22 protein-coding genes are annotated in these 23,968 nt (G+C 69.7%); 11 read left to right on the top strand and 11 right to left on the bottom strand.

What is annotated here, in order from left to right; translation table 11 throughout:
* The first annotated feature begins 105 nt into the window (after positions 1-105).
* Entirely contained in the window at positions 106-1,389 is a 1,284-nt protein-coding gene (locus tag ABCS02_RS16815; protein ID WP_345836815.1) for an LCP family protein, read from the top strand.
* 55 nt (positions 1,390-1,444) lie between these two features.
* Here ABCS02_RS16815 and ABCS02_RS16810 read toward each other — a convergent pair whose 3' ends face one another.
* Genes ABCS02_RS16810 through ABCS02_RS16795 form a run of 4 tightly spaced genes read right to left on the bottom strand, consistent with a single transcriptional unit; the run spans position 1,445 to position 4,668 of the window.
* Positions 1,445-2,188, bottom strand: a complete 744-nt coding sequence (locus ABCS02_RS16810; protein ID WP_345836814.1) for an HAD family hydrolase — start codon at positions 2,186-2,188, stop codon at positions 1,445-1,447.
* Positions 2,185-2,784: a GNAT family N-acetyltransferase gene (locus tag ABCS02_RS16805; protein ID WP_345836813.1), complete on the bottom strand. Its 600-nt coding sequence runs from the start codon at positions 2,782-2,784 to the stop codon at positions 2,185-2,187. Before ABCS02_RS16805 ends, ABCS02_RS16810 begins: the two co-directional genes overlap by 4 nt.
* On the bottom strand, positions 2,784-3,794 hold the full coding sequence (trpS, locus tag ABCS02_RS16800; RefSeq protein ID WP_345836812.1) for a tryptophan--tRNA ligase: 1,011 nt from the start codon (positions 3,792-3,794) through the stop codon (positions 2,784-2,786). Before trpS ends, ABCS02_RS16805 begins: the two co-directional genes overlap by 1 nt.
* A 34-nt stretch (positions 3,795-3,828) precedes the next feature.
* Positions 3,829-4,668, bottom strand: coding sequence for an exodeoxyribonuclease III (locus ABCS02_RS16795; RefSeq protein WP_345836811.1), 840 nt, complete (start codon positions 4,666-4,668; stop codon positions 3,829-3,831).
* A gap of 144 nt (positions 4,669-4,812) precedes the next feature.
* On the opposite strand from ABCS02_RS16795, the gene ABCS02_RS16790 reads away from it, so the two are divergent.
* Positions 4,813-6,426, top strand: coding sequence for a hypothetical protein (locus ABCS02_RS16790; protein ID WP_345836810.1), 1,614 nt, complete (start codon positions 4,813-4,815; stop codon positions 6,424-6,426).
* Here ABCS02_RS16790 and ABCS02_RS16785 read toward each other — a convergent pair.
* On the bottom strand, positions 6,341-7,723 hold the full coding sequence (locus ABCS02_RS16785; RefSeq protein ID WP_345836809.1) for a YihY/virulence factor BrkB family protein: 1,383 nt from the start codon (positions 7,721-7,723) through the stop codon (positions 6,341-6,343). The two genes, ABCS02_RS16790 and ABCS02_RS16785, sit on opposite strands and share 86 nt — an antisense overlap.
* 278 nt (positions 7,724-8,001) lie before the next feature.
* Here ABCS02_RS16785 and ABCS02_RS16780 point away from each other — a divergent pair, with 278 nt between their 5' ends.
* From ABCS02_RS16780 to ABCS02_RS16765, 4 genes are all read left to right on the top strand, one after another.
* Positions 8,002-9,189 carry a hypothetical protein gene (locus tag ABCS02_RS16780; protein WP_345836808.1) on the top strand — a complete coding sequence of 396 codons (1,188 nt, stop codon included), beginning with the start codon at positions 8,002-8,004 and terminating at the stop codon, positions 9,187-9,189.
* Positions 9,190-9,320: 131 nt separating this feature from the next.
* Positions 9,321-10,130: a hypothetical protein gene (locus ABCS02_RS16775; protein WP_345836807.1), complete on the top strand. Its 810-nt coding sequence runs from the start codon at positions 9,321-9,323 to the stop codon at positions 10,128-10,130.
* Positions 10,131-10,511: 381 nt separating this feature from the next.
* On the top strand, positions 10,512-10,682 hold the full coding sequence (locus tag ABCS02_RS16770) for a hypothetical protein (RefSeq protein ID WP_345836806.1): 171 nt from the start codon (positions 10,512-10,514) through the stop codon (positions 10,680-10,682).
* 110 nt (positions 10,683-10,792) lie between these two features.
* Complete coding sequence (locus ABCS02_RS16765; protein ID WP_345836805.1) at positions 10,793-12,424, top strand: hypothetical protein; 1,632 nt, start codon at positions 10,793-10,795, stop codon at positions 12,422-12,424.
* Between the two features lie 66 nt (positions 12,425-12,490).
* On the opposite strand, the gene ABCS02_RS16760 is transcribed toward ABCS02_RS16765, so the two are convergent.
* Genes ABCS02_RS16760 through sdhC form a run of 4 tightly spaced genes read right to left on the bottom strand, consistent with a single transcriptional unit; the run spans position 12,491 to position 15,939 of the window.
* Positions 12,491-13,252: a succinate dehydrogenase iron-sulfur subunit gene (locus tag ABCS02_RS16760; RefSeq protein ID WP_345836804.1), complete on the bottom strand. Its 762-nt coding sequence runs from the start codon at positions 13,250-13,252 to the stop codon at positions 12,491-12,493.
* Positions 13,252-15,054 carry a succinate dehydrogenase flavoprotein subunit gene (gene sdhA / locus ABCS02_RS16755; protein WP_345836803.1) on the bottom strand — a complete coding sequence of 601 codons (1,803 nt, stop codon included), beginning with the start codon at positions 15,052-15,054 and terminating at the stop codon, positions 13,252-13,254. The genes ABCS02_RS16760 and sdhA overlap by 1 nt, the downstream gene beginning before the upstream one ends.
* A 23-nt stretch (positions 15,055-15,077) precedes the next feature.
* Positions 15,078-15,521 carry a succinate dehydrogenase hydrophobic membrane anchor subunit gene (locus tag ABCS02_RS16750; RefSeq protein WP_345836802.1) on the bottom strand — a complete coding sequence of 148 codons (444 nt, stop codon included), beginning with the start codon at positions 15,519-15,521 and terminating at the stop codon, positions 15,078-15,080.
* Between the two features lies 1 nt (position 15,522).
* Positions 15,523-15,939 carry a succinate dehydrogenase, cytochrome b556 subunit gene (gene sdhC, locus ABCS02_RS16745; protein WP_345836801.1) on the bottom strand — a complete coding sequence of 139 codons (417 nt, stop codon included), beginning with the start codon at positions 15,937-15,939 and terminating at the stop codon, positions 15,523-15,525.
* Positions 15,940-16,108: 169 nt separating this feature from the next.
* On the opposite strand from sdhC, the gene ABCS02_RS16740 reads away from it, so the two are divergent.
* Positions 16,109-16,333, top strand: a complete 225-nt coding sequence (locus ABCS02_RS16740) for a hypothetical protein (RefSeq protein ID WP_345836800.1) — start codon at positions 16,109-16,111, stop codon at positions 16,331-16,333.
* Between the two features lie 19 nt (positions 16,334-16,352).
* Here the strand turns inward: ABCS02_RS16740 and ABCS02_RS16735 are convergent, their stop codons facing one another.
* Entirely contained in the window at positions 16,353-17,474 is a 1,122-nt protein-coding gene (locus ABCS02_RS16735) for a mannose-1-phosphate guanylyltransferase (RefSeq protein ID WP_345836799.1), read from the bottom strand.
* A gap of 74 nt (positions 17,475-17,548) precedes the next feature.
* On the opposite strand from ABCS02_RS16735, the gene ABCS02_RS16730 reads away from it, so the two are divergent.
* Entirely contained in the window at positions 17,549-18,718 is a 1,170-nt protein-coding gene (locus ABCS02_RS16730; protein WP_345836798.1) for a glycosyltransferase family 1 protein, read from the top strand.
* Between the two features lie 68 nt (positions 18,719-18,786).
* Positions 18,787-19,920: a magnesium and cobalt transport protein CorA gene (locus tag ABCS02_RS16725; RefSeq protein WP_345836797.1), complete on the top strand. Its 1,134-nt coding sequence runs from the start codon at positions 18,787-18,789 to the stop codon at positions 19,918-19,920.
* A 26-nt stretch (positions 19,921-19,946) separates the two neighbouring features.
* Here ABCS02_RS16725 and ABCS02_RS16720 read toward each other — a convergent pair whose 3' ends face one another.
* Positions 19,947-21,884: a VCBS repeat-containing protein gene (locus ABCS02_RS16720; protein WP_345836796.1), complete on the bottom strand. Its 1,938-nt coding sequence runs from the start codon at positions 21,882-21,884 to the stop codon at positions 19,947-19,949.
* A gap of 144 nt (positions 21,885-22,028) precedes the next feature.
* On the opposite strand from ABCS02_RS16720, the gene ABCS02_RS16715 reads away from it, so the two are divergent.
* Both ABCS02_RS16715 and ABCS02_RS16710 read left to right on the top strand, forming a co-directional pair.
* The gene (locus ABCS02_RS16715) at positions 22,029-22,346 is read left to right on the top strand and encodes a hypothetical protein (protein WP_345836795.1); all 318 of its coding nucleotides are present in this window, start codon (positions 22,029-22,031) and stop codon (positions 22,344-22,346) included.
* Positions 22,346-23,953, top strand: coding sequence for a VCBS repeat-containing protein (locus tag ABCS02_RS16710; protein WP_345836794.1), 1,608 nt, complete (start codon positions 22,346-22,348; stop codon positions 23,951-23,953). Before ABCS02_RS16715 ends, ABCS02_RS16710 begins: the two co-directional genes overlap by 1 nt.
* Positions 23,954-23,968 lie beyond the last annotated feature (15 nt).

The following is a 23,968-nucleotide window of genomic DNA, read 5'->3' as shown; positions in this document are numbered from 1 at the left end:
GTCCGGCTCCCGCCGGGCGGCGCTCGTGCGTGGTGCGTGTGGAACCTTGCAGATTCCTCACCCGCGGGAAAGGTTTCCCGCAGTTTGCTGCCCTAACTTCGAAGGATGAGGCATTCCACGGTCGCGCGACCGACCCCGGTACGGCACGGCCGGCTGCCGGTCCGCCGCGCCCGTGGACCGGTCGCGCGGCTGCTCGCGGGCATCGTCGCCGTCGCCGTGGTCTCGGTGGGCGCCGTGGCCGCGTACGCGGTGCAGGACACCGTCCGCTCCCTGAAGCCCTCCGTCCACCTGGTCTCCGCGGCGGGCAAGGCCGTCACGGTGCCCGCTGTCGGCGCGGAGTCCGGCGCGGTCAACATCCTGCTCGCCGGAACGGACACCCGCACCGGCCAGGGCGGCCAGTTCTCCACCTCGCAGGAGCTCGCCGGCAGCTCGGGTGCGGGCAACAACGACGTCACGATGGTCCTGCACCTGTCGGCGGACCACCAGCACGCGACGGTGATCAGCATCCCGCGCGACCTGATGGTGCCGATCCCGTCGTGCCCGACGTCGAACGGGGGCTCGACCTCGCCGCAGGACAGCGCGCAGTTCAACACCACGCTGTCGACGGGCGGCCTCTCCTGCGTCGTGCTCACGGCGGAGGCGCTCACCGGCCTCAGCATCCCGTACGCGGCCGAGATCAGCTTCGACGGCGTCTCGGCGATGTCCAACGCCGTCGGCGGCGTCCCCGTCTGCCTCGCGACGCCGCTGAAGGACCCGTATGTCGGACTGAACCTGCCCGCCGGCCAGCAGACCCTGGTCGGCGCCCAGGCCCTCGCGTTCGTCCGCAGCCGCCACGGCGTCGGCGACGGCAGCGACCTCGGCCGGATCAGCAACCAGCAGCTGTTCCTCTCGTCGCTGCTGCGCACGGTGACGAGCGCCGGCGTGCTGAGCAACCCGATCACCCTGTTCTCGCTGGCGAAGGCCGCGACCTCCAACCTCACGCTCTCGGACACGCTGTCGTCCCCGACGACCCTGGTGTCCATCGGGCTCGCGCTGAAGAGCGTCCCGCTGAGCGACTTCGTCTTCCTCCAGTACCCGGCGATGACGGACCCCAGCAACGTCAACCGCGTCGTGCCGGAGCCGGAGGGCGTCGACGCCCTCAAGCAGGCGCTCTCCACCGACACCCCGGTGCAGCTCACCGGAACGACCGGCAACGGCACGGAGTCGGCCACCCCGGCCCCGTCGGCGACGCCGTCGAGCGCGCCCAGCACGGCCGCGACACCGGCGCCGAGCGCGACGTCGAGCGCCGCGAGCGGCAGCACGCCGGACCCGACCTCCTCGGCGGTCAGCCTCCCGTCGAACGTCACCGGTCAGACGGCCGCGCAGCAGACCTGCACGAAGGGCAACTAGCCCACCTATCTGACAGGACACGCCGCCAAGCGGGCGCGCCGGACGGCGAGTCCTGTCAGTTCGTTTCTGCGACGAGCGCCCTCGGGACGGCGGCCAGCGAGCTCAGCTCGATCACGCGCAGTCGGGCGGCCTCGGCTGCGTCCTCCGCCGTCGGCACGTCCCCGCGCCGGTTCAGCCACACCCCGGTCAGCCCGGCCCGCGCAGCCCCGATCGCGTCGGTGCGGAGCCGGTCGCCCACGTACGCCGCGTCGTCCGGCCGCACCCCGAACACCGAGCACGCGTGCTCGAAGATGCGCGCGTCCGGCTTCGCGACGCCGACCTCGCCGGAGGCGATCAGGTGCTCCATGCGGGTGTCGAGCCCGACCGCCTCCACCTTGCGGCGCTGGAACGCGAGGTCGCCGTTGGTGATGAGTCCGAACCGCACGCCCGGGATCGCCGCCTCCAGCGCGTCTAGGCACGGGATGGCGTCGTCGTGCAGCGACCAGGCCGCGACGTAGTGCTCGAAGTAGTCCGCGAACCAGGCGCTCGCCTCGGTGTCGCTCAGCTCGACGCCGTGCCGGGCGGCGAAGTCGCGGGCGCGCGCCTGGCGCTGCCCCTCGAAGTCGAGCCGGCCCGCGAGGTAGGAATGGTAGTGCTCCTCCTCCAGGTCGTGCCAGAGCGCGGTCAGGTCGACGGCCTCCATCGTGCCGTAGGGCTCGCCGAGCCGGCCGGCGTAGCGCTGGATGCCCGCCGACACCGCGGCGCGGTGCGCGAACAGGGTGTCGTCGAGGTCGAAGAGCACGACGCTCGGGCCGGTCACCGCGCCGCCTGCGGGAACGTGAAGGCCGGCCAGCCGTCCGCGGGCAGCCGCGGGTCGGCGGGCAGGATCGCGGCCTGCCAGTCGTCGCGCCGGACGCCCCGGTGCGCCACGCCGAGCCGGGCGACGCCCTCCCACTGGAAGCCGGCCCGGCGGGCGACGGCGGCGCTCGCGACGTTGCCCGCGTACGCGTGCCACACGACGCGCTGGAGCCCCAGCCCCGTGGTCGCATCGAACGCGTAGTCGAGCACCAGGTCGAGCGCGGCGGCCATCCACCCCCGACCGCGCGCGCCGGCGGACAGCCAGTAGCCGACCTCGCCCTCGCCGTCGTGGAGGTGGTGCAGGCCGATCATCCCGTGCAGGAGGCGCGTCTCCGCGTCGCGGAGCGCCCACGTGCACTCGCGCCCGCTCGCCCAGCCGTCCGGGACGATCCCGGTCACGAACCGCTCCGCGTCGGCGCGGTCGTACGGCGAGGGCACGGTGGTCCACGCGGCGACCTCCGGATCGCGGCAGAACTCCGCGATCCGGTCGATGTCGGCCTCCAGCGGCGCCGACAGAACGACTGGGCCGCCCGCCAGCTCCACCGGGACCGGAGGCATCAGTGCGCCCGTCGCAGCAGGCCGATCGCGTTGAAGGCCTTCGCCAGCGTCCGTTCGGCGACCTCGCTGGCCCGCTCCGCGTTCCCGGCGAGGATGCGGTCGAGCTCGGCCGGGTCGGAGAGCAGGTCGAGCGCGCGCTCGCGGATCGGGCCGAACGTCTCCACCACGACCTCCACGAGGCCCTTCTTGAAGTCGCCGTAGCCCGTGCCGTCGTACTCCAGCTCGATGTCCGCGATCACCCGGCCGGTGAGCGCCGAGTAGATGCTGAGGAGGTTGGAGATGCCCGGCTTGCCCGCGCGGTCGAACGAGACGACCCCGTCGGTGTCGGTGACGGCACGCATGATCTTCTTGCGCGTCACGTCCGGCTCGTCGAGCATCCAGACGATCCCGGCGCCCGACTCCGCCGACTTGGACATCTTCGACTCCGGGTTCTGCAGGTCGTAGATGCGCGCGCCGTCCTTGAGGATCATCGCCTGCGGCACGACGAACGTCTCACCGAACCGGCTGTTGAAGCGCTCGGCGAGATCGCGGGTCAGCTCGACGTGCTGGCGCTGGTCGTCGCCGACCGGCACCACCTCGGTGTCGTAGAGCAGGATGTCGGCGGCCATCAGCACCGGATAGGCGAAGAGCCCGAGCGAGGTCGCCTCGGCGCCCTGCTTGGCCGCCTTGTCCTTGAACTGGGTCATCCGGGCGGCCTCGCCGTACCCGGTGATCGTGTTCAGCAGCCAGGCGAGCTGCGCGTGGGCGGGCACGTGGGACTGCACGTACAGGGTGGAGGCCGACGGGTCGATGCCCGCTGCGATGTACTGCGCGGCGGTGCGGCGCGTCTTCTCGCGGAGCTCGGCCGGGTCCTGCGCGACGGTGATCGCGTGCAGGTCGACCACGGAGAAGAACGCGTCGTGGTCGCCCTGCAGCTCCTTCCACTGCAGCAGGGCGCCGACGTAGTTGCCGAGGTGAAGGGAGTCCGCCGACGGCTGCATGCCGGAGTACAGGCGGGGGAGTGTGCTCATGTCACTGCTTTCGTAGTCGAGAGGGGTGCGGATGCTAGAGGGCGTAGTCGACGACCACGGGAGTGTGGTCCGACCATCGCTCGTCGTAGGCGGCCGCACGGTCCACCGCGTAGTTCTTCACCGTCGCCGCCAGGGCGGGGGAGGCGAGCTGGTAGTCGATGCGCCAGCCGGTGTCGTTGTCGAACGCCTGCCCGCGCCACGACCACCAGGTGTACGGGCCGTCGACCTCGCCCGCGGCCTTGCGGCCGACGTCGACCCAGCCGAGGCCGGCGCCGTCGTTGTAGCGCGCGTCGTCCTCGGCGCCGAGGATGCGGTCGAAGTAGGCGCGCTCCTCGGGGAGGAAGCCCGCCTTCTTGACGTTGCCCTTCCAGTTGCGGATGTCGAGCGTGCGGTGGCCCACATTGAGGTCGCCCATGACGACCGCGTAATCGCTGTGCTTCACGAGCTGCGGGAGGCGGGCCTCCATCGCGTCGAGGAAGGCGTACTTGGCGTCCTGCTTCTCGGTGCCGGCCTCGCCGGAGTGCACATAGGCGCTCACGACCGTGATCACCGTCGGGCCGACCTGGTAGTCGGCCTCCAGCCAGCGGCCCGCGCTGTCGAAGTCGGGGGAGCCCAGCTCGACGCGGTGGATCTCCGCGCGGGGATGCCGGCTGGCGATCGCGACGCCCGCGCGCCCCTTGGCGGTGGCGGGGTCGTGCACGATGTCCCACTCGCCGCCGAGGAGCCCCTGGAGGTCTTCGGAGGAGGCGCGCACCTCCTGCAGCGCGAGGATGTCGACCTCCCTGCTGTCGAGCCACGCGCCCATGCCCTTGCGGAAGGCGGCCCGGATGCCGTTGACGTTGACCGTCGCGATGCGCAGGGGTTTCGAGGGCATGCCTCCAGCCTACCGGGGCGCACCGACAGCACGAGGAGCCGGGAACGTTCCAAACAGGTAGCATCTGACTACTGATACATTAACAAAACACCCGAGGTACCCGATATCGTAACCAGCCCCCAGAATCGAAAGCGTGGCCCCCGAATGAACACCCCGTCGAAGCCCTCGGCCTCCCCTTCCCGTCGCACCATCGTGAAAGGCGCCGCCTGGGCCATGCCCGCCGTCGCGCTGTCCGTGGCCTCTCCTGCCGCAGCGACCTCCCTTCCTCCTGTCACCGTCCTGACGGTCCGGTTTACCCAGCCGCTCTACACCACGACGCAGGGCGGTCAGTTTCTGACCCCGGTCGTCGCTGCGACCGTCTGGGACGCGAAGGGACCCGTGGCGGACTCCTCCGTCACCTTCGTGATCGCGCCGGTCGAGATCAGCGACGGATCGGAGACCGAGGAGGGTGACGACGAGCCGGACGGCAGCGACGTCGTGGCCGCGTTCGGTCGGCTGGGCGGCGCCCCGGCGAACACCGTCACATCGTCGGCCACGGGACTGGCCACCCCCGAGGTCATCTTCGCGGGCGATGTCGCCGGCGTGCTCCGGGTGACGGCAACGGCCCTGGTCAACCGCGGTGGCACCGTGGAGAGCGCGTCGGCCGAGGCCTTTATCCGGATCTCGGCCGTCACGACGACGATCGTGCCGCTGTCCGCCGGCTACCGCGGCACATCGGCGCTGGGCGCGGGCAGCAACACCAACAACCCGATCCCCGCGGCTGTCGCGCTGCCGTCGTCCGCCCCGGACATCACTCTGCTCGGCGCCGGGCTGTACCGCTCGGGATTCGCCCTCGACGCGTCCGGGACCGTGTGGGGCTGGGGCTCCGACCTCTACCGCACCCAGGCGGTTCGCCGCACCCAGCCGATCCCTGTGCCGTTCACGGGGATGCCGAGCGACATCGTGCAGCTCGAAGGCACCTACTACGCGATGTTCGCGCTGACCCGCAGCGGCGAGGTCTGGGGCTGGGGCTACAACCGGGAGGGCCAGTTCGCGGACGGGACGACCGCTGCCACGTACCGCGAGACTCCGGTCCGCATCCCGAATCTCGGCCCGGTGAAGAAGCTGGCCGGCGGCCACTACAACATGCATGCCCTCCTCGAAGACGGGACGCTCGTGAACTGGGGCTACGGCCGGTACGGCAGCCTCGGGGACGGCATCACCACCGTTCACCGGGTCACCACCCCGACGCGCGTGACGGGCTTCCCGGCCGATCGCACCGTGGTCGACGTCGCGGGTCGGTACGACGGTGCGTCGGCCGTGCTGGACGACGGCTCCGTCTGGTCCTGGGGCTCCAACGGCGAAGGGCAGATCGGCGACGGCACGGTCGCTCGTCGCTACGTCCCGACCCAGGTCACCTCCCTCACCGACGCGAAGCGGGTGTACGCCAACTACTGGAACGTCGGTGTCGTCCTCGCCGACGGCACCTGCCGCCTGTGGGGCAACGCCGGCTACTACAACCTGGGCAACGGGTCGACCACCGATCCGCGGGTTCCCGTCGACCCCGGCCTGACGAACGTGGACGCGCTGTCGTGGGGGCTCCAGACCGGCCACGCGCTCCTCACCGACGGCAGCGTTTACGGCTGGGGTTACAACGGGAACTACGAGACGGGAACCGGCGTGCGTGGGAACATCAAGGTGCCGCTTCGCGTCCCCGGCATCGGTCCGGTGAAGCAGATCGCCCAGTCGCAGTACTCGACGTACTTCCTGCCCCGCTAGCCGTCGAGGACGACGCGGTCGAGGAGTTTTCCTCGACGGGGGCGTGGGCGCGCTCCCCCCGCGGGCCGACGCCGCTGTCGTCCAGGAGGTCGTTGAGCCGGTGCTCGGCCCGCTCGACCCTGCGCTGGGCGCCGAGCCGCGCGAGGAACCGCGCGTGCGCCAGCTCGTCCCGCGCGGTCTCGAGCTCGGCCTTCGCGACCAGCACCCGCGCGTCGTACTCGGCGGCCGCGCGCTCGGCGGCGGCCTGCTCCGGTGTGATCATCCTCGGTGAGATCCCGCGGTCGAACATTCCGACCGCGATCCACGACGCCGACAGCAGGATGACGCGCGAGATCAGGTTGAACCAGATCAGCAGACCGACGAACACGGCGAAGGTGGCCAGCAGCGGATTCTTCGTCGCCCCGGACAGGAGGAGGCCGCCGAGCGCGCTCAGCCCGGCCAGCACGCACGAGCCGAGCAGCACGCCGAAGAACAGGTTGCGCCAGGGGATGGAGACCCGAGCCATCACCCGGAACATCGCGCCCAGGGTAAAGATGTTCAGGATCACCGAGATGAGCAGCCCGGAGAACCGGGTGAGCGCCTCCGACCAGAACGTGTCGGCGCTGAGCCCGAGCAGATGGATGAAGAAGGTCAGTGCCTGCGTGCTGATGATCGAGATCAGCGCCGAGAACACCAGCACCAGCCCGAACCCGAGCGCGAGGAAGAGGTCGCGGATCTTCTGCAGGACGTAGTTGGTCGTGTCGCGGCTGAGACCGAAGACCGCGCGCACCGCCTGGCGGGTGTAGTAGAGCCAGCCGATCGCAGTCCAGAGCAGGCTCACCGCGGCGACGATGCCCGACCAGCCGAAGGCCGTCGCCGACTCGAGCTGCTCCGAGTTGATGACGCCGGGGGAGGTGTCGGTCGAGATGAGTCCCGGGATCGCCCGGTTGATGATCGTGACGAGCGACTCGTAGATGTCCGGGTTGCCGCTGAGCCACACTCCGGCCGCGGAGAAGCCGAGCCAGACCGCCGCGAACACCGCGAACAGCGACTGGAAGCCCATCCCGGCGGCGCGGAGGTTCCCGTCGGAGTGCGAGAAGTTGATGTACACGCGGTACGGACGCAGGGCCTGCACCCATTTCGCCCACCGGGAGACCCGGGCGGCCGGCTTCTCGAGCCGCTCCTTCAGCGGTTCGGCCGCGTCGAGGATGCGCTCCTTCAGCGTCTCCTGCGGTTCGACGGAACCCTCGGCGCGCTGAAGCGCCGGATCGGGCTCCGCCGTCACCGTGCCCTCCCCGCCTCGCGACTTCCTGGCCACGCGGCAAGGATATCGACTCCGCACTCGCCGCCGGGACACTCCGGTTTGCGGGTGCGCCCGCAGACGCGGCGAGTCGACGCCCCGAAGCAGAACTGCTACGCTTAACAGGAAACATCTTACCTTGTTACATTGAAAAGGTCCTTATGAATGACAAGCACGTTTTCCCGCCGGCCTCCGCGAGCGTGAGTCGCCGGACGGTCGCCAAGACAGCCGCGTGGGCGGCTCCGGCGATCGCTCTCTCTGCCGCGTCGCCCGCGTTCGCGACGTCCACTGACCCGATGATCCTGTTCGACAAGGACTCGTATGAAGTGAAGGTCGGCGAGACGATCACGATCACGGGGAGGCTGCTTCCTGGCAAGGGAGAGAGTGTTCCCGCCGATTTCCGGTTCAACGTGACCTTTCCCGGGGCGAAGGGATACAGCTGGACCGGCCCGACCGTGGCCGGCGCGACCTTCACGATGACCCTGACGGCCTACGAGCAGGCGACGGACGGCGCGAAGCTGCGGGTGTCGTCCTCGAACTATCCGGTCTATGCGCCGGGCGAGGCCACGATCACCGTGATCGGCGCTCCCGTGCCCACGGCGAGCGGCTCCCTCCTCTTCGACAACCCGCTCTACGTGGTCGAGAGTGGCAAGGAGCTCGGCCTCTCGGGAACCCTCGTGCCCGCCGACGGCACGGAGATCCCGTCCGACATCCGGCTCGAGGCCGTCGTCGAAGACGTCGGCTACACCCTGAGCGAGCCGGTGTCCGTGTCCGGAAACACGTTCTCGTTGAAGGTCGCCGACCAGGGTGGTGCGGCGGGGGCGGTTACCGTCCACAGCCCGAACTACCCCGGATACTCCGCCGCGAAGACGCAGCTCACGGTACTCCCGCCGGGCTACGTCGAGGCCGGCTACGGGATGCTCCCGATCGCCAACACCTGGGTCGCCGCCACCAAGGCGACGGGCGGGCGGGACTCGGCGGTCCGCTGGTTCCGGCCGGCGGCGGCGGGCCCACTCGTCGTGAGCGCGGCGACGCTCGGCAAAGCGTGGCTCGACCTGCGGGTCTCGTTGCAGAACCAGGCCACCTTCACGGACAACTTCCTCACCGACCCGTTCCAGCAGCCCGTGTATACCGGCGCCTTCCCTGGGGGCTTCCCGGCGCTCGCTCTCCGCACGGAGGCCCAAGTGGTCAGCCTGACTGTCGGCGGCGTAGCACACGACGTGAGTCGCGGCATCGGCATGCGGCTCGGTGGGGCGACCGTCACTGGTCCCGGAGCACTCACGGGCTTGGCCGAGCCTGTGGTCGCCTTCTGGCCGAACCGCGACTCGACCGGCGCCGCGACGGCCAACGGCAACGTCTACGCCTTCCTGCCGAGCTCGCTGCCGAAGGGCGCCGTCGGCAGGGTCGAGATCGTGACCTCTGTCACGCGACAGGACGGGGCTCTGACGAGGATCGGCTTCGTGTTCGACTACCGCTACAACTGAGCGCTCTCGGCCCGAAGGCGCCCAGGTCACCCAGGGCGCCTTCGGGCTCACGCGGTCGATAAGCAAATTCTCGGTTTTGGCGGGTAAGATTGGCGTGAGAAATTCTAAACGCCATTGAAAGGCCACCTCTCGTGAACAACACACCCGATTCCGAGGCTCCCCGCCTCGTCTCCCGGCGCACAGTCGCCAAGACGGCCGCCTGGGCGGCCCCGGCCATCGCCCTCGCCGCTGCCTCGCCGGCCCACGCCGCCTCCGACGGCAACGGCACCTCCAGCGGTACCATCGGCTTCAAGGAAAGCTCGTACACGCTGACCGCGAAGAAGAGCTTCTCGGAACTCGCCGAGGGAACCCTGACTCTGACCGGCGGAGAGTTCCCCGCCGACATGCTCCTCGTCGCTACGTGCTCCGACGGCTACGAGGTGCTGGTCCAGCCCGTCGTCAGCGACGGGACCTTCTCGGTGCTCGTGCGAGCGACCGGAGACGGAGATATCGCGGACGGCACGCTGACCGTTTCGAGCTCCAACTACCCGGACTGGAAGTCCGGCACGGTCGTGCTCCAGAAAGAGGCGGTTGCGCCGCCCGTCGTTCTTCCCGCGGGAATCCCCACCATCGTGTGGAACCAGCCCTACTTCCAGACGGTGCCCGGAGCGCTCACGCAGCTCTCCGGAAGGCTTGAACTGCCCGAAGGTACGGTCCTCGCCGATGACTTCACACTCGCTGCCTTCTCGGGCCAGGAGGGCTGGAGCATCTATGACCCTAATCCCCTTACCGCGGTTCACCTCAACAGGAGCGACAACACCTTCACGCTCGTCGTCAAACAGGATATGGTCAGCAAACTCTTCGGAGAGTTCCTCGTCATGAGTGTGGTCACGGATATCAATACCCCCGTGAACGAGATCCCGCTTGCTACGGTCTGGACCTACAGCGGCACGGTTTCCTAGCCCTCGTAGCGGGATCACCGCTACAACTGATCGCTCGTCCGCCGAAGGGGTCCCGGTTTCCCGGGGCCCCTTCGGCATGTGCACCCACGCGCTCCGGGTGACTTCGCACGTCACCCGCTGAGAGTGGCCGCGATCACGGCGAAAAAACACGTATCCGATGAACCTTGCGCGGTTTCACGGTTAGCTGCTAAGATTTCGATAATAAATGTTACAGGGCCGAAAGAAACTCAATGCACCACCCCGACGAGGAGAGCCCGCGACTCATCACGCGCCGCACCCTCGCCAAGACGGCGGCGTGGGCCGCTCACGGTCACCGGAAGGGTCATCCTGCCCCCGGGCACGACGCTGCCGGCCGATTTCACGATCGCCGTACAATCCGCGGTGTCGACCGGGAAGATCGTGGGCTCCCCGGCGATGACCGGGCCCGACACCTTCTCACTGATCCTGACGGCGCCGGCCGGTCAGTCCTTCACATATCTCCTGGCGTTCAGCCCGGGGCACCCGGAGGACGGGTTCCCACTGGTGTGGGCGAGCGACTACCCGCAGAGATAGCCGACCACTCGAAGAAGCAGCCGACCGGCTGCGATATCGGCGTGGACACAATCGAGCCGAGCCATCGTGCCGAATGTGGAACGCACTGACCGACAAGGAAAGGGCTCACTATGAGCGAAACACCGGAGTCGACCTCGGTCTCCTCCTCCATCTCCCGCCGCACGATCGCGAAGACCGCGGCGTGGGCGGCGCCCGCGATCGTCGCGTCGACCGCTGCTCCGGCGTTCGCCTCCTCGCCGCCGCCGACGACGTTGACCGCGACCTTCAACAGGAGCATCTATACGATCGCACCGAGTACGGGTCTTCCCGGCGGTGCGGTGACGGTGACCGTCATCGACCCGAAGGGGCCGGTAGGGAACGCGCAGGTGACGGTCACGATCGTCGATCCTGATGATGTCACCGGCCCTGGTGCGGAGGACGGCACGGGCGAGCCCGGGATCGAGCATCCCGGTGAGGGCGTGGCCGGGCTCGCGCGGCCCACCGCACGCTTCGCAGCAGGGACCACGTACGTCGGCATCACGTCGGCGTCGGGGGTGCTGGTGCTGCCGCAGATCACGTCGGGACCGTGGCAGGGCTCTCTCGAACTGCGGGCCGAGGCGACGGCGGCGGGCAAGACGGCCAGCGCCGCACCCGCCGTCCTCCGTGTCTTCCGGGACGCCGCCATCGTCTCGTGGGGCTACAACTACCTCGGGGTGCTCGGGGCCGGGATCGCCGCGGGTGACTCGACGGTCCCGCTCGGCGTGACGATTCCCGACATCAGCGGCCTCCGGGCCGGCCGTTCGGCCGGTGTGAGCCAGTTCGCGCTCGATCCGGCCACCGGCCAGATCTGGGGTTGGGGCTATGGGATTCCGGGAATCCCCGGTTACAGCCCGCTGAACGCCGAGCCGGTGAGTGTGGGCACCTTCCCCGGCGCGACCGATGTGGTCTCCGGGTACTACGCCCACTACGCGCTGATGTCGGACGGCCGGGTGCTGTCGTGGGGGTACCGTGCCTACGCGATGCTCGGCGACGGGGTCACGACCGACCAGGGCGGCTACAAGCGGACGCCCTCCGAGGTGCAGTTCCCGCCGGAAGCCGGCAAGATCGTCAAGGTCGCGGCCGCGCTGTGGAACGTCTACGCGCTCGACGAGAACGGCGCCGTCTGGTCGTGGGGCGACACCGCCTACCAGGCCCGAGGCGACGGCCTCGCCGTGCGCACCTGGGTGCCCACCCGGGTGAAGCTGCCGGAGGGATATCGAGCGATCGACGTCTCGGCACACTTCTACGGCGGTCACGTCATCATGGAGGACCACACCGTGTGGGGCTGGGGCTGCGGTCTGTACGACATGCTCGGCGTGACCTCCATCGCCGCCCGAGCGCAGGTTCTGCAGGTCCCCGGTGCGACGGACGCGCGGCAGCTCTTCGCCGGCTGGTACAACACGGCGATCGTCCGCAGCGACGGATCGATGCGCATCTGGGGCACGAGTGACCTCGCGTCCAACGGACAGGGCGTGAACGGCGGCTACCCCGTGGGCGTCTTCGACAACGGGCTCACCGACGTGAAGAAGGTCGTGTTCAACACCCACTCGGGCCTCGCACTCAAGAACGACGGCTCGGTCTGGCACTGGGGCTACAACGGCTCGGGCGAGAACGGCAACGGCAACCGCATCAGTCCGGTGCTGCGTCCCAAGCAGGTCGCCGGCCTGGTCGGCATCCGGGACATCGGCACGAGCCAGTACAGCTACTTCGCCGTCACCCGCTGACGCACGGAGAACGACGAAAAGGCGCCCCCGGGAGACCGGGGGCGCCTTTTCGTCGTTCGGGCGAGGTCAGACCTTGCCGCGCATGATGGCCTGCTTGACCTCGGCGATGGCCTGGGTCACCTGGATGCCGCGGGGGCACGCGTCGGTGCAGTTGAAGGTCGTGCGGCAGCGCCACACGCCCTCCTTGTCGTTGAGGATGTCGAGCCGCACCTGCGAGTTGTCGTCGCGCGAGTCGAAGATGAAACGGTGCGCGTTGACGATCGCCGCCGGGCCGAAGTACTGGCCGTCCGTCCAGAAGACCGGGCAGGACGACGTGCACGCGGCGCACAGGATGCACTTCGTGGTGTCGTCGAAGCGGGCGCGGTCGGCGACCGACTGGACGCGCTCCTTGCCCTTCTCCGGCTTCGAGTTGGCGACCAGGAACGGCTGCACCTCGCGGTAGCTCGCGAAGAACGGCTCCATGTCGACGATGAGGTCCTTCTCCAGCGGCAGGCCCTTGATCGCCTCGACGTAGATCGGCTTGGAGATGTCCAGGTCCTTGATCAGCGTCTTGCAGGCGAGGCGGTTGCGGCCGTTGATGCGCATGGCATCCGAACCGCAGATGCCGTGGGCGCACGAGCGGCGGAACGTCAGCGAGCCGTCCTGCTCCCACTTGATCTTGTGCAGGGCGTCGAGGATGCGGTCGGTCGGGTAGAGCTCCACGTCGAAGTCCTGCCAGCGCGGCTCGGTGTCCACGTCGGGGTCGAACCGGCGGATGATGAGCGTCACGGTGAACGACTGGATCGGGGCCTCGGGGGCCGGGGGAGTCTCGAGCACGGCGCTGGACATCAGTACTTCCTCTCCATCGGCTGGTAGCGGGTCACGACGACCGGCTTCCAATCGAGCGTGATGTGGTCTGCCGCGTCGGCGGAGTGCGGGTCGCCGGTGAGGTAGGCCATCGTGTGCTGCATGTAGTTCTCGTCGTCGCGCTTCGGGTAGTCGTCGCGCATGTGACCGCCGCGCGACTCCTTGCGGTTGCGGGCCGAGAAGACGACCACCTCGGCCAGGTCGAGCAGGAAGCCCAGCTCGACGGCCTCCAGGAGGTCGGTGTTGAAGCGCTTGCCCTTGTCCTGCACCACGATGTTCTTGTAGCGCTCACGCAGGCGGTGGATCGTGCCGGTGACCTTCTCGAGCGACTCGTCGGTGCGGAACACCTGGGCGTTCCGGTCCATCTCGTCCTGCAGTTCCTTGCGGATCGCGGCGATGCGCTCGGTGCCCGTGCCGTTGCGGAGCCCGTCGATCATGTCGCGGACGGCCTTGGCCGGGTCCGCCGGCAGCGGGACGGCCGTGGCGGTCTTGACGTACTCGACCGCGTTGTTGCCGGCGCGCTTGCCGAACACGTTGATGTCGAGCAGCGAGTTGGTGCCGAGGCGGTTGGAGCCGTGCACCGACACGCACGCGCACTCGCCGGCGGCGTAGAGGCCGGGGACGACGGTGGTGTTGTCGCGCAGCACCTCGGCGTTGTTGTTGGTCGGGATGCCGCCCATCGCGTAGTGCGCGGTCGGCATGACCGGAACCGGCTCGACCACGGGGTCGACGCCGAGGTAGGTGCGGGCGAACTCGGTGATGTCGGGGAGCTTGGTCTCCAACACCTCCGCGCCCAGGTGGGTGCAGTCGAGGAGGACGTAGTCCTTGTGCGGTCCGGCGCCGCGGCCCTCCGCGACCTCCTGGACCATGCAGCGGGCGACGATGTCGCGCGGCGCGAGGTCTTTGATGGTCGGGGCGTAGCGCTCCATGAACCGCTCGCCCGAGGCGTTGCGGAGAATCGCGCCCTCGCCACGTGCGCCCTCGGTGAGGAGGATGCCGAGGCCGGCGAGGCCGGTCGGGTGGAACTGGAAGAACTCCATGTCCTCCAGCGGGAGCTTCTTGCGCCAGATGATACCGACGCCGTCACCGGTGAGGGTGTGGGCGTTGGAGGTCGTCTTGTAGATCTTGCCGAAGCCGCCGGTCGCGAAGACGATCGCCTTGGAGTGGAAGACGTGCAGCTCGCCGGTGGCCAGCTCGTACGCGACGACACCGGCGGGCTGGTCGACGCCGTCCACCTCGTTCATGATCACGTCGAGGACGTAGAACTCGTTGAAGAAGTTGATGCCGAGCTTGACGCAGTTCTGGAACAGCGTCTGCAGGATCATGTGGCCGGTGCGGTCGGCCGCGTAGCACGCCCGGCGGACCGGCGCCTTGCCGTGGTCGCGGGTGTGGCCGCCGAAGCGCCGCTGGTCGATCTTGCCCTCGGGCGTGCGGTTGAACGGCAGGCCCATGTTCTCCAGGTCGATGACCGCGTCGATGGCCTCCTTGGCGAGGATCTCCGCCGCGTCCTGGTCGACCAGGTAGTCGCCGCCCTTGACGGTGTCGAAGGTGTGCCACTCCCAGCTGTCCTCCTCCACGTTGGCGAGCGCCGCGGCCATGCCGCCCTGCGCCGCGCCGGTGTGGGAGCGGGTGGGGTAGAGCTTCGAGATCACCGCGGTCTTGGCGTGCGGGCCGGCTTCGATGGCCGCGCGCATGCCGGCGCCGCCAGCGCCGACGATGACGATGTCGAACTCGTGGTAGTGGACGCCGTCGATGACGGTGGATTCGGTGGTTTCAGTTGTCACAGCGTTTGGTTTCCGTCAGTCAGTCACTTGGCCGGGCAGAACGAAGGCAGGTCGGCCGCGTGGGCTCCCGCCGGGCACGGGTCGAAGGTGAAGATCACGAGCGTGCCGAGCACGATGAGCACGACGACCGCCGCCAGGACCGCCCACTTGAGGATGCGGTTGACCATGACGTTGTGGGCGTAGTCGTTGATCAGCGTGCGCATGCCGTTGCCGCCGTGGATGAGCGCGAGCCACAGCATGAGCAGGTCCCAGACCTGCCAGAACGGCGTGGCGTACTTGCCCGCGACGAACGCGAAGTCGATCTGCTTGACGCCGTCGCCGAGAACGAGGTTGATCAGCAGGTGGCCGAAGATGAGGATCACCAGCACGAGGCCGGAGGCCCGCATGTAGATCCAGCCCCACTTCTCCCAGTTGACGCCCGTGCGGGCCGGACGGGCCGGCGTGCGCGGAGCCTCGATGGTCGTCACGTCAGTTCACCTCCGAGAAGATGTGGATGAGCTGGGTCGGCACGAAGCCGGCCATGAGGATCACCCAGAGCACGATGACGATCCAGAACATGACCTTCTGGTACTTGACGCCCTTGCTCCAGAAGTCGATCAGGATGATCCGGATGCCGTTGAAGGCGTGGAAGATGATCGCCGCGACGAGCGCCATCTCCCCGAATCCCATGATCGGGTTCTTGTAGGTGCCGATCACCGCGTTGTACGCCTCGGGGCTGACCCGGACGAGCGAGGTGTCGAGGATGTGGACGAGAAGGAAGAAGAAGATGGCGACGCCGGTGATGCGGTGAAGCACCCACGACCACATGCCCTCACGGCCGCGGTACAGCGTGCCGCCCGGCCTCGACTTCGTCGGTTGCAGGGTCCCTGCCGCTTGCTCTGGCACGAACAACCCTCCCTGGTTGCGATCGCTGAAAGTAGGCGCACGAAGCGCGTGGCAAGTCTATGCCGCGGGGCGCGTGCGCGCTGCTTAGGGTGACCTTGGTTATCTCGACGTCGAGATAAATGGGGCGCGGCCGGTTGACCCCGCCGGCCCGCGGCGTACCGTCCGCGGCATGACGCAGGACGAACCGATCATGGACGGCGGGGTGCAGGCCGATCGCGAGGCGAGGATCGCCGGGATCGTCGAGCAGATGCGCGCCGACATGCAGCTCCTTCCGCTGGAGGACAGCGAGCGCGTGCTGCGGCAGCGGCTGGGCGACTCCGGCATCGACGCGACCGATGAGGAGATCAGCCGGATCGCGAGGGACGTGCAGGGCGGCCCCTCCGTGGTCGACTGAGGGCCGCGGGGCCTGCGGCTCAGAGAACGTCGGTCGAGCCGGTCACCTTCAGCGCGTCCACCACGGACTTCACCCGCTGCGCGTTGTCGGTCGTCGTGACCAGCAGCGCGTCGGGCGTGTCGACGATGACGATGTCCTTCACGCCGATCAGGCTGATGACGCGCTTGGTCTGGGTGACGACGATGCCGCTGGAGGCGTCCGCGAGCACGCGGGCGTTCTCGCCGAGGATCGCGAGGTCCGTGGTGCGCCCGCCCGAGTTCAGCTTGGAGAGCGAGGCGAAGTCGCCCACGTCGTCCCAGTCGAAGTAGCCGGGGATGACCGCGAGCCTGCCGGCGGCCGCGGCGGGCTCGGCGACGGAGTAGTCGATCGCGATCTTCTCCAGCTTCGGCCAGATCCGGTCGACGGCGGGGCCGCGGGTGGCCGGGTCGTCCCAGGCCTCCGCGAGCTCGAGGAGCCCGGCGAGGAGCGCCGGCTTGTTGCGCCCGATCTCCTCCAGGAGTAGGTCGGCGCGCGCGATGAACATGCCAGCGTTCCAGAGGTACGAGCCGCTGTCGAGGTAGCTCTCGGCGGTCGGCAGGTCGGGCTTCTCCACGAACGCCTTGACCGCGAGCGCGCTCGGGGCGCCGGTCACGGTCAGCTCGCCGCCGCAGCGGATGTAGCCGAACCCGACGGCGGGCTCGGTCGGCTTGATCCCGATGGTCGTGATGTAGCCGGCGTCGGCGGCCGCGACGGCCTCCTTGACGGTGGAGGCGAACAGCCGTGTGTTGCGAATGACGTGATCGGCGGCGAACGACCCGACGATGACACCGGGCTCACGGCGCTGCAGGATGGCCGCGGCCAGGCCGATGGCGGCGGTGGAGTCCCGCGGCTCGGACTCGAGGACCACGTTGGCGTCGGCCAGCGCGGGCAGCTGCGCCTCCACGGCGGCCCGGTGGGCGCGTCCGGTGACGACCATGATCCGCTGCTCGCCGGAGATCGGAGCGAGCCGGTCCCAGGTGTTCCGCAGCAGGGTCTGACCCGATCCGGTCAGGTCGTGCAGGAACTTCGGGGCGTCGGCCCGCGAGAGCGGCCACAGCCGGGAGCCGATCCCACCCGCCGGGATGATGCTGTAGAACCGGTCGAGCGCGCCAAGAGAAGTCATGACGAAAGGATACCGAGCGGTTCTGGACACCTTCCGTTCACAGCCGGGACATTCCCCACCGCGACACTGAGGTCATGCGGGTCGCCGTCGTCAGCGAGAGCTTCCTCCCCACAGTGAACGGGGTGACCACCAGCGTCCTCCGGGTGCTCGATCATCTGGCCGCGGAGGGCCATGAAGCGATCGTCATCTGTCCGGAGGCCGGGGCACCGGAGGAGTATGCGGGGTACCGCATCCACCAGGTGCCCTCCATCGCGTACCGGCAGTTCCCGGTCGGGCTGCCCAGCCCGCAGGTGCAGCGGATCCTTGCCAGGTTCGAGCCCGATGTGCTACATGCGGCCTCTCCCTTCTTCCTGGGGGCGCAGGCCATCGCCGCCGCCAACCGGGTGGGCGTGCCCTCCGTCGCCATCTACCAGACCGACGTCGCCGGGTTCGCGCGCCGCAACGGGCTCGGGATGACCGCCGCCATCGCCTGGAAGTACGTGCGCTGGGTGCACGAGGGCGCGGATGTCACCCTCGTCCCCTCGTCGGCCAGCGAGTACGACCTCCGCCAGGCCGGGGTGCGGCGGCTGGCCCGCTGGGGGCGCGGCGTGGACCTGGAGCGGTATCACCCGAACAATCGGCGCACGGCCGAAGCCGTCGCCCTGCGGGAGCGGCTCTCGCCGGACGGGGAGGTCGTCGTCGGCTACGTCGGCCGGATCGCGCCGGAGAAGCAGGTCGAGCGGCTGCGTGTGCTGCGCGGGCTGCCGGGGGTCTCGGTCGCGATCGTCGGGGACGGGCCGTCCCGGGAGGCCGTCGAGCGGCAGCTCCACGGCGTCCCGACCATCTGGCTCGGCCGGCTCGGGGGAGCCGACCTCGCCGCCGCTTACGCGGCCTTCGACGTGTTCGTCCACACCGGCTCCGAGGAGACGTTCGGGCAGACGGTCCAGGAGGCGCACGCCTCCGGACTGCCGGTGGTCGCCCCGCGCGCCGGCGGCCCGATCGACCTCGTCGAGCACGGCGTCGACGGGCTCCTCTTCCCTCCGGCCGACGACCGCGGACTGCGCGCCGCCGTCTCCATGCTCGCCACCGACGCGCCGCTGCGCCTGCGGATGGGGGAGGCCGGCCGGCGGCGCGTGCTCGGCCGCGGCTGGGACGTGCTCTGCTCCGAGCTCGTCGGGCACTACGAGCAGGTCATCCTCGACGCCTGCACCGGCGCCCGCAGCGCTGGGGCCGAGCGCACCGGCGGGCTGCGCGCGTACAGTTAGGTGGCGCTGCCGCCCGGGTCGCCGGGCGTCGGCCACCTCACTTTTTTCCGCGCACCAGGAGGTGAACCTTGGCGAACCTGAACCGACGCGGCATCCCGATGCCCTTCGTGTCGCGAGCCCGGCGGGCCGATCCTCCCAGTTCGCCTGAGCCCGTCCTGACCGAACCGAGGGCCGCCTCCCGGTCGAGCATGGTGGACAGCGCGATCTACGCGGACGGCGTGCGGGTCGCGTCGCCGCGCACCCTGGCCGAGACCTACCGCGCGCTGGACGACACCCCGGGCGGCGTGGCCTGGATCGGGCTGTACCGGCCGACCGAGCAGGAACTGATGTCGCTGGCGGAGGAGTTCAGCCTCCACCCGCTGGCGATCGAGGACGCGATCGTCGCCCACCAGCGGCCCAAGCTGGAGCGGTACGACTCCGTGCTGTTCGTCGTGCTGAAGGCGGCCAGCTACCTGGACGTGCCGGAGGAGGTCGACTTCGGCGAGCTGCACCTCTTCGTCGGGCCGAACTTCGTCATCACGGTGCGGCACAGCGAGTCGCCCGACCTCTCCACGGTGCGGCACCGGATGGAGCGCGAGCGCGACCTCCTCGCGCTCGGCCCGCAGGCCATCCTCTACGCGATCATCGACGCCGTCGTGGACGCGTACAGCCCGGTCGTCGCCGGGCTCGCCAACGACATCGACGAGATCGAGACCCAGGTGTTCGGCGGCGACGTGCTGGTCTCCCGGCGCATCTACGAGCTGTCGCGGGAGGTCATCGACTTCCAGCGGGCGACGCATCCGCTGTCGTCGGTGATGGTCGCGCTGGAGCGGGGCTCGGCGAAGTACGGCGTCACCGAAGAGCTGGAGCGGCGGCTGCGCGACGTGGCCGACCACCTCACGCAGGTCAACGAGCGGGTGGACGGCTTCCGCTACCTGCTGCGCGACATCCTGACCGTGAACTCGACGCTGGTCTCCGAACGCCAGAACGAGGAGATGACGCGGCTGGCGCACTCCACGCACCGCCAGGGCGAGGAGGTCAAGAAGATCTCCTCGTGGGCGGCGATCCTCTTCGCGCCGACGCTGATCGCCGGCATCTACGGGATGAACTTCCACAACATGCCGGAGCTGTCATGGCCGCTCGGGTATCCGCTGGCGGTGCTCGCGATGGTGGGGTTGAGCACGCTGCTGTACGTGGTGTTCAAGAAGCGCGGCTGGATGTAGCAGCGCGTCTCCTCCCGTACGTGTGGTCAGCCGATCCAGCTCATCCCGTTCCAGCCCGAGCCGATCGGATACGGGTCGCCCCAGCCGCCGTCACCATCGGTCGGGTAGAGCCACAGGTCGCCGCCCGAGTCACGGGCGATGACGTCGGTGGTTCCGTCGCCGTCGAAGTCGCCCACGGACAGGATCGCGCTCATGCCGTTCCAGCCCCAGCCCACGGCCGTCACGGACGTCCAGCCGGCCGGGCTGTGGCCGTAGAGGAGGAGACGGCCGCCGGCGTCCCGCGCCAGGAGGTCGGGCGAGCCGTCGCCGTCGAAGTCGCCGGGGGAGAACACGGCGCTCATGACGCCCCAGCCCGAACCGACGACAGCGGGTGAGCCCCAGCCCCCGTGCCCGTCGCCGGGATAGAGCCGCAGGGTGCCGTCGGTCGCGATTCCCATGACGTCCGGGTTCCCGTCGCCGGTGAAGTCGCCGACCGCGATGATCGACCGCATGATGTTCCAGCCCGTGCCCACGAGCGAGCGCGTCCCCCAGCCGCCGGAGCCGTCGCCCGGGTACAGCCAGAGGGCGCCCGCGGAGTCGCGCGCCAACAGATCGGGGTGCCCGTCGCCGTTGAAGTCCCCCGGTGCGATGACGGCGGTCATCAGGTTCCAGCCGGAACCGACCTGCGTCGCCGCAGGGCGGCCCCAGCCGCCGCTGCCGTCGCCCCGGTACAGCTGCAGCCCGCCGGCCGCGTCGCGTGCCATGACGTCGGGGTGCCCATCGCCGTTGAAGTCGTGCAGGCGCCAGACCGTCGCCGTCACGGTGAAGGGGTTGCTGTCGCCCTGCGTGCCTCCACCGCCTTCGGTGGCGTTCTCGAGCAGATGGAGCACGTGGTCGCCCGGTGAGGTGCCCGGGGGGATGGTCACGCTCACGGTCGCGCCGCCGACGCGGTCGGTCAGGCCGCTGAACAGCAGCGGCCCGTTCATCGAGTCGAGGCGGAGCGAGAACCAGTTCTGCCGGGTGAGGCCGGTGACCGTCGCGGTGAGGGCCGATCCTCCGGCGACGGAGGTGGGAGTCACCGTCAAGCTGAAGTCGATGTAGAAGCGGAACGCGATGATGCCGAGCCCGGACGTCCCACTGCTGCTCGTCACGGGGATCCCCGGAGCGACATAGCCGGATCCGCCGCCACCGGCACCCGCGGAGGTCGTGCCCCCTGCCGCGTAGACGCTGCCGCCCCCGCCGCCGGTGTAGCCGCCGCCACCGCCTCCCGCGCCCGGCGCGCCGTAGCCTCCGAGTGCGGGCTGGATGACGCCGTTGGACACGGACGCCGTGGCGCCGCCCGCCGACCCGGTCGTCTCCGGGGTGCCGGTGCTGCTCGTTCCCGGCGTTCCCGGCGTGGTGCCGGAGGCGCCGCCGCCGACCGCCTGCGGGTTGGTTCCGGCTGCGCCGCTCGTGCCCGCGACGGCGGTTCCGCCCGTGTTCACGTAGCCACCGGTGCCGCCGATCGTCGTCGTCGTGGTCTGGCCGGTGGTGTCGCCGCCGTTACCGCCGCCGCCGCCCGCGACCGCGAGGAGGGTGTTGCCGGCGGCGAGGTAGGTGCCGCCGCCGCCCGCGTTCTGCGTGCCGACCGGCGCCGCTGCGCTGCCGAGCCCGTTGCCTCCCACCAGGTACGTCAATGTCTGGCCCGCGTAGGTCGTGCCCAGGTCGATCACCATGTGACCGCTGCGTGAGCTGGTGGGCGCGCCGATCGGTGTGCTCGCACCTCCGCTGAGCTCGACGGTGAGCTTGCTGATCCCGGCGGGCACCGCGTAGGAGCCCTGTGTGCCGGTGTAGTAGAAGAAGTCGGTGGTGACCGTACTCGGCTTCGCCGTGGCGGCGTGCGCCGGACGTGCCTCGAGCGATCCTGTGGCGAGAACTGCGGCTCCCGCCATCGCGACAGTGAGCGCGATGCCGAGGCCCGCTCGTCGCGCACGTCGAACATTCATGAGAACCCCCTCAGAAACCCGCATCTACCGGGGACAATACCAAATCGACGCCCCTCGTATGCGGGTGAACGCAATCGACATTCCGGCCGGTATGTTGATATCCGCGCCGCCGCACTCGGACCGGCGGGAATTCAGGGGGTTCACGTGGGCGCACGTCTGCGTCGGTCGTTCGTCGGTCTCGTCGCGGTGATCGCGGCAGCTGTTCTGGGCGGAGGGCTGCTCGGCGCTCCTGCGCAGGCGGCCGCTCCAGCGCCCAACCTCATCGGCGCGGGTGCGGTGACGGTCGACTGCTCGAGCCTCCAGGGCGGCAGCTACACCTCGATCCGGGTGACGGCGACGGTGGCGGGCGCGACCCCGGGCGGTGCGTACGTGTTCGGGATCGACCAGGGCGGCCCGGTGCCGACGACCCCGGGACGGGTGATCGGCTCGGGCTGGACCTATCGGATGACGGTGGTGTCGTGATGACGCGGACTCGTACGAGGAGGCCGGGTCGCGCGGCCCTCGCCTCCGCCCTCGCCCTGGCCGTGGCCGTGGTTCTCGGCGGGGCGTTCGTCGCGCCCGCTGGTGCGGCCTCCACGGTATCGCCGCCGTTCGTCGCTGTGGCCGCGACGGTGGACTGCAGCGCGTTGTCGAACGGCGGATACCGCACGCTGAGGCTCACGGCGACCTTCGCCGGCCTGACGCCGGGCGACGCCTATCAGGCGAGCCTTCAGCGCTCCGCCGGGGAGTCGACCCCGTACCAGCCGGGGGCCGTCGCCGTCGACGCTCAGGGCGGAGGCACGGCGGACACCACGTTGACGTCGGTGTATGTGAAGTCGAACTACCCCTTCGTCGCCGAGCTCTGGCATGCTGGCGCGGTCGTGGCCACGGCCCCGGTGACGACGAACGACTGCGAGAGCGGAATCTCCCCCGCCGGCGCGCCGACGGTCGGGTATGACTGCCCCTCGCGCTATCTGACCCCGCACGGGGTGGAAGGCACCGCGATCCGCGTCCAGGGCACCCTGAGCGGCTACCTGGCCGGACATGCCTACACGCTCAACGACGTGAGTGGGACCCGGACCGCTACCGCCGCTCCCGACGGCACGTTGACGTTCGATCGCACAGTGGACTACCCCGCGCCGCAGCTCTCGGGACGGGCGCTCACCTGGACGGTGACGGCTGTCGGCCGCCAAGGCGACGTCGCCCAGGGCACCGTGACGGCGACCGACACCTGCCCGCCCCTCGCCGCGGGAATCCACGCGAAGTCCCACGACTCCGACATCACAGGCGACGGTTACGGCGACCTCCTCGCCATCGACGGCGGCGGGCGCCTGCTGCTCTACGCGAACGGCATCCGGTCGAACGCCGGCGGAGCGCCCTTCAGCACCGGCCGCGTCGTCGGCTCCGGCTGGAGCCTCCCTGCAGGCCCCAAGCTTCCCGCGCTCGGCGACATCAACGGCGACGGCTTCGCCGACCTCGTGGCCATCCGCAGCGACGGCGCGCTGGTCGAGTACCCGAACGGCATCGCGCACTCCGCGACGGGGTCGCCATACTCGAGCGGGCTCGTGATCGGAAGCGGCTGGTCGAACTTCTTCACCCTGGCGGTGGGCGACATCAACGGCGACGGCTACGCGGACATCGTGGGCAGCACCCCCTGGGGCTGGTACCAGTACCTGAACGTGTCGGCCAGCGACCCGCAGCATCGCCCGTTCGTGTCGGGCTCCCTTCTCACCGATCAGATCGCCGCAGGCCCTGGCCAGGTGCTGGGCGACCTCAACGGCGACGGTTACGCCGATCTCGTCGACGCGATACACGCGGTGCACCCGAATCGCACGACCGCCGGCACCCCCGGGTTCGGGTCGTTGCTGTCGGACGCGTGGATCCCCCAGGTCGCCGACGGCGGCCAGGCGTGGCGGGGATGGTCGATCGCCGACGTGGAGGGCACGGGCCGCTCAGGCCTCCTGATCGCCAGCCCGAACGGCAACGGGCAACTCGTCTACGTGCCGAGCCCGCTCGACGGCCAGAATGGGACGCCGGCCTCCCGCGTCGTCGGCTCGGGCTGGAACGCTATGCAGTCGATCATCGGCTGAGCGACGGACCGCTTT

This window comes from Microbacterium sp. X-17, assembly GCF_039615055.1.
The sequence above is the reverse complement of the archived record's forward strand: the minus strand, read 5'-3'. Positions and strand labels throughout refer to the sequence as shown.

What these genes read in the sequence shown, in the direction of transcription:
- ABCS02_RS16780 (WP_345836808.1), top strand. Translation starts at nt 8,002, where the DNA reads ATGATCCTGTTCGACAAGGACTCGTATGAAGTGAAGGTCGGCGAGACG.
- ABCS02_RS16740 (WP_345836800.1), top strand. Translation starts at nt 16,109, where the DNA reads ATGACGCAGGACGAACCGATCATGGACGGCGGGGTGCAGGCCGATCGC.
- ABCS02_RS16815 (WP_345836815.1), top strand. Translation starts at nt 106, where the DNA reads ATGAGGCATTCCACGGTCGCGCGACCGACCCCGGTACGGCACGGCCGG.
- ABCS02_RS16710 (WP_345836794.1), top strand. Translation starts at nt 22,346, where the DNA reads ATGACGCGGACTCGTACGAGGAGGCCGGGTCGCGCGGCCCTCGCCTCC.
- ABCS02_RS16730 (WP_345836798.1), top strand. Translation starts at nt 17,549, where the DNA reads ATGCGGGTCGCCGTCGTCAGCGAGAGCTTCCTCCCCACAGTGAACGGG.
- ABCS02_RS16805 (WP_345836813.1), bottom strand. Translation starts at nt 2,784, where the DNA reads ATGCCTCCGGTCCCGGTGGAGCTGGCGGGCGGCCCAGTCGTTCTGTCG.
- ABCS02_RS16790 (WP_345836810.1), top strand. Translation starts at nt 4,813, where the DNA reads ATGAACACCCCGTCGAAGCCCTCGGCCTCCCCTTCCCGTCGCACCATC.
- ABCS02_RS16720 (WP_345836796.1), bottom strand. Translation starts at nt 21,884, where the DNA reads ATGAATGTTCGACGTGCGCGACGAGCGGGCCTCGGCATCGCGCTCACT.
- ABCS02_RS16760 (WP_345836804.1), bottom strand. Translation starts at nt 13,252, where the DNA reads ATGTCCAGCGCCGTGCTCGAGACTCCCCCGGCCCCCGAGGCCCCGATC.
- trpS (WP_345836812.1), bottom strand. Translation starts at nt 3,794, where the DNA reads ATGAGCACACTCCCCCGCCTGTACTCCGGCATGCAGCCGTCGGCGGAC.
- ABCS02_RS16795 (WP_345836811.1), bottom strand. Translation starts at nt 4,668, where the DNA reads ATGCCCTCGAAACCCCTGCGCATCGCGACGGTCAACGTCAACGGCATC.
- ABCS02_RS16765 (WP_345836805.1), top strand. Translation starts at nt 10,793, where the DNA reads ATGAGCGAAACACCGGAGTCGACCTCGGTCTCCTCCTCCATCTCCCGC.
- ABCS02_RS16735 (WP_345836799.1), bottom strand. Translation starts at nt 17,474, where the DNA reads ATGACTTCTCTTGGCGCGCTCGACCGGTTCTACAGCATCATCCCGGCG.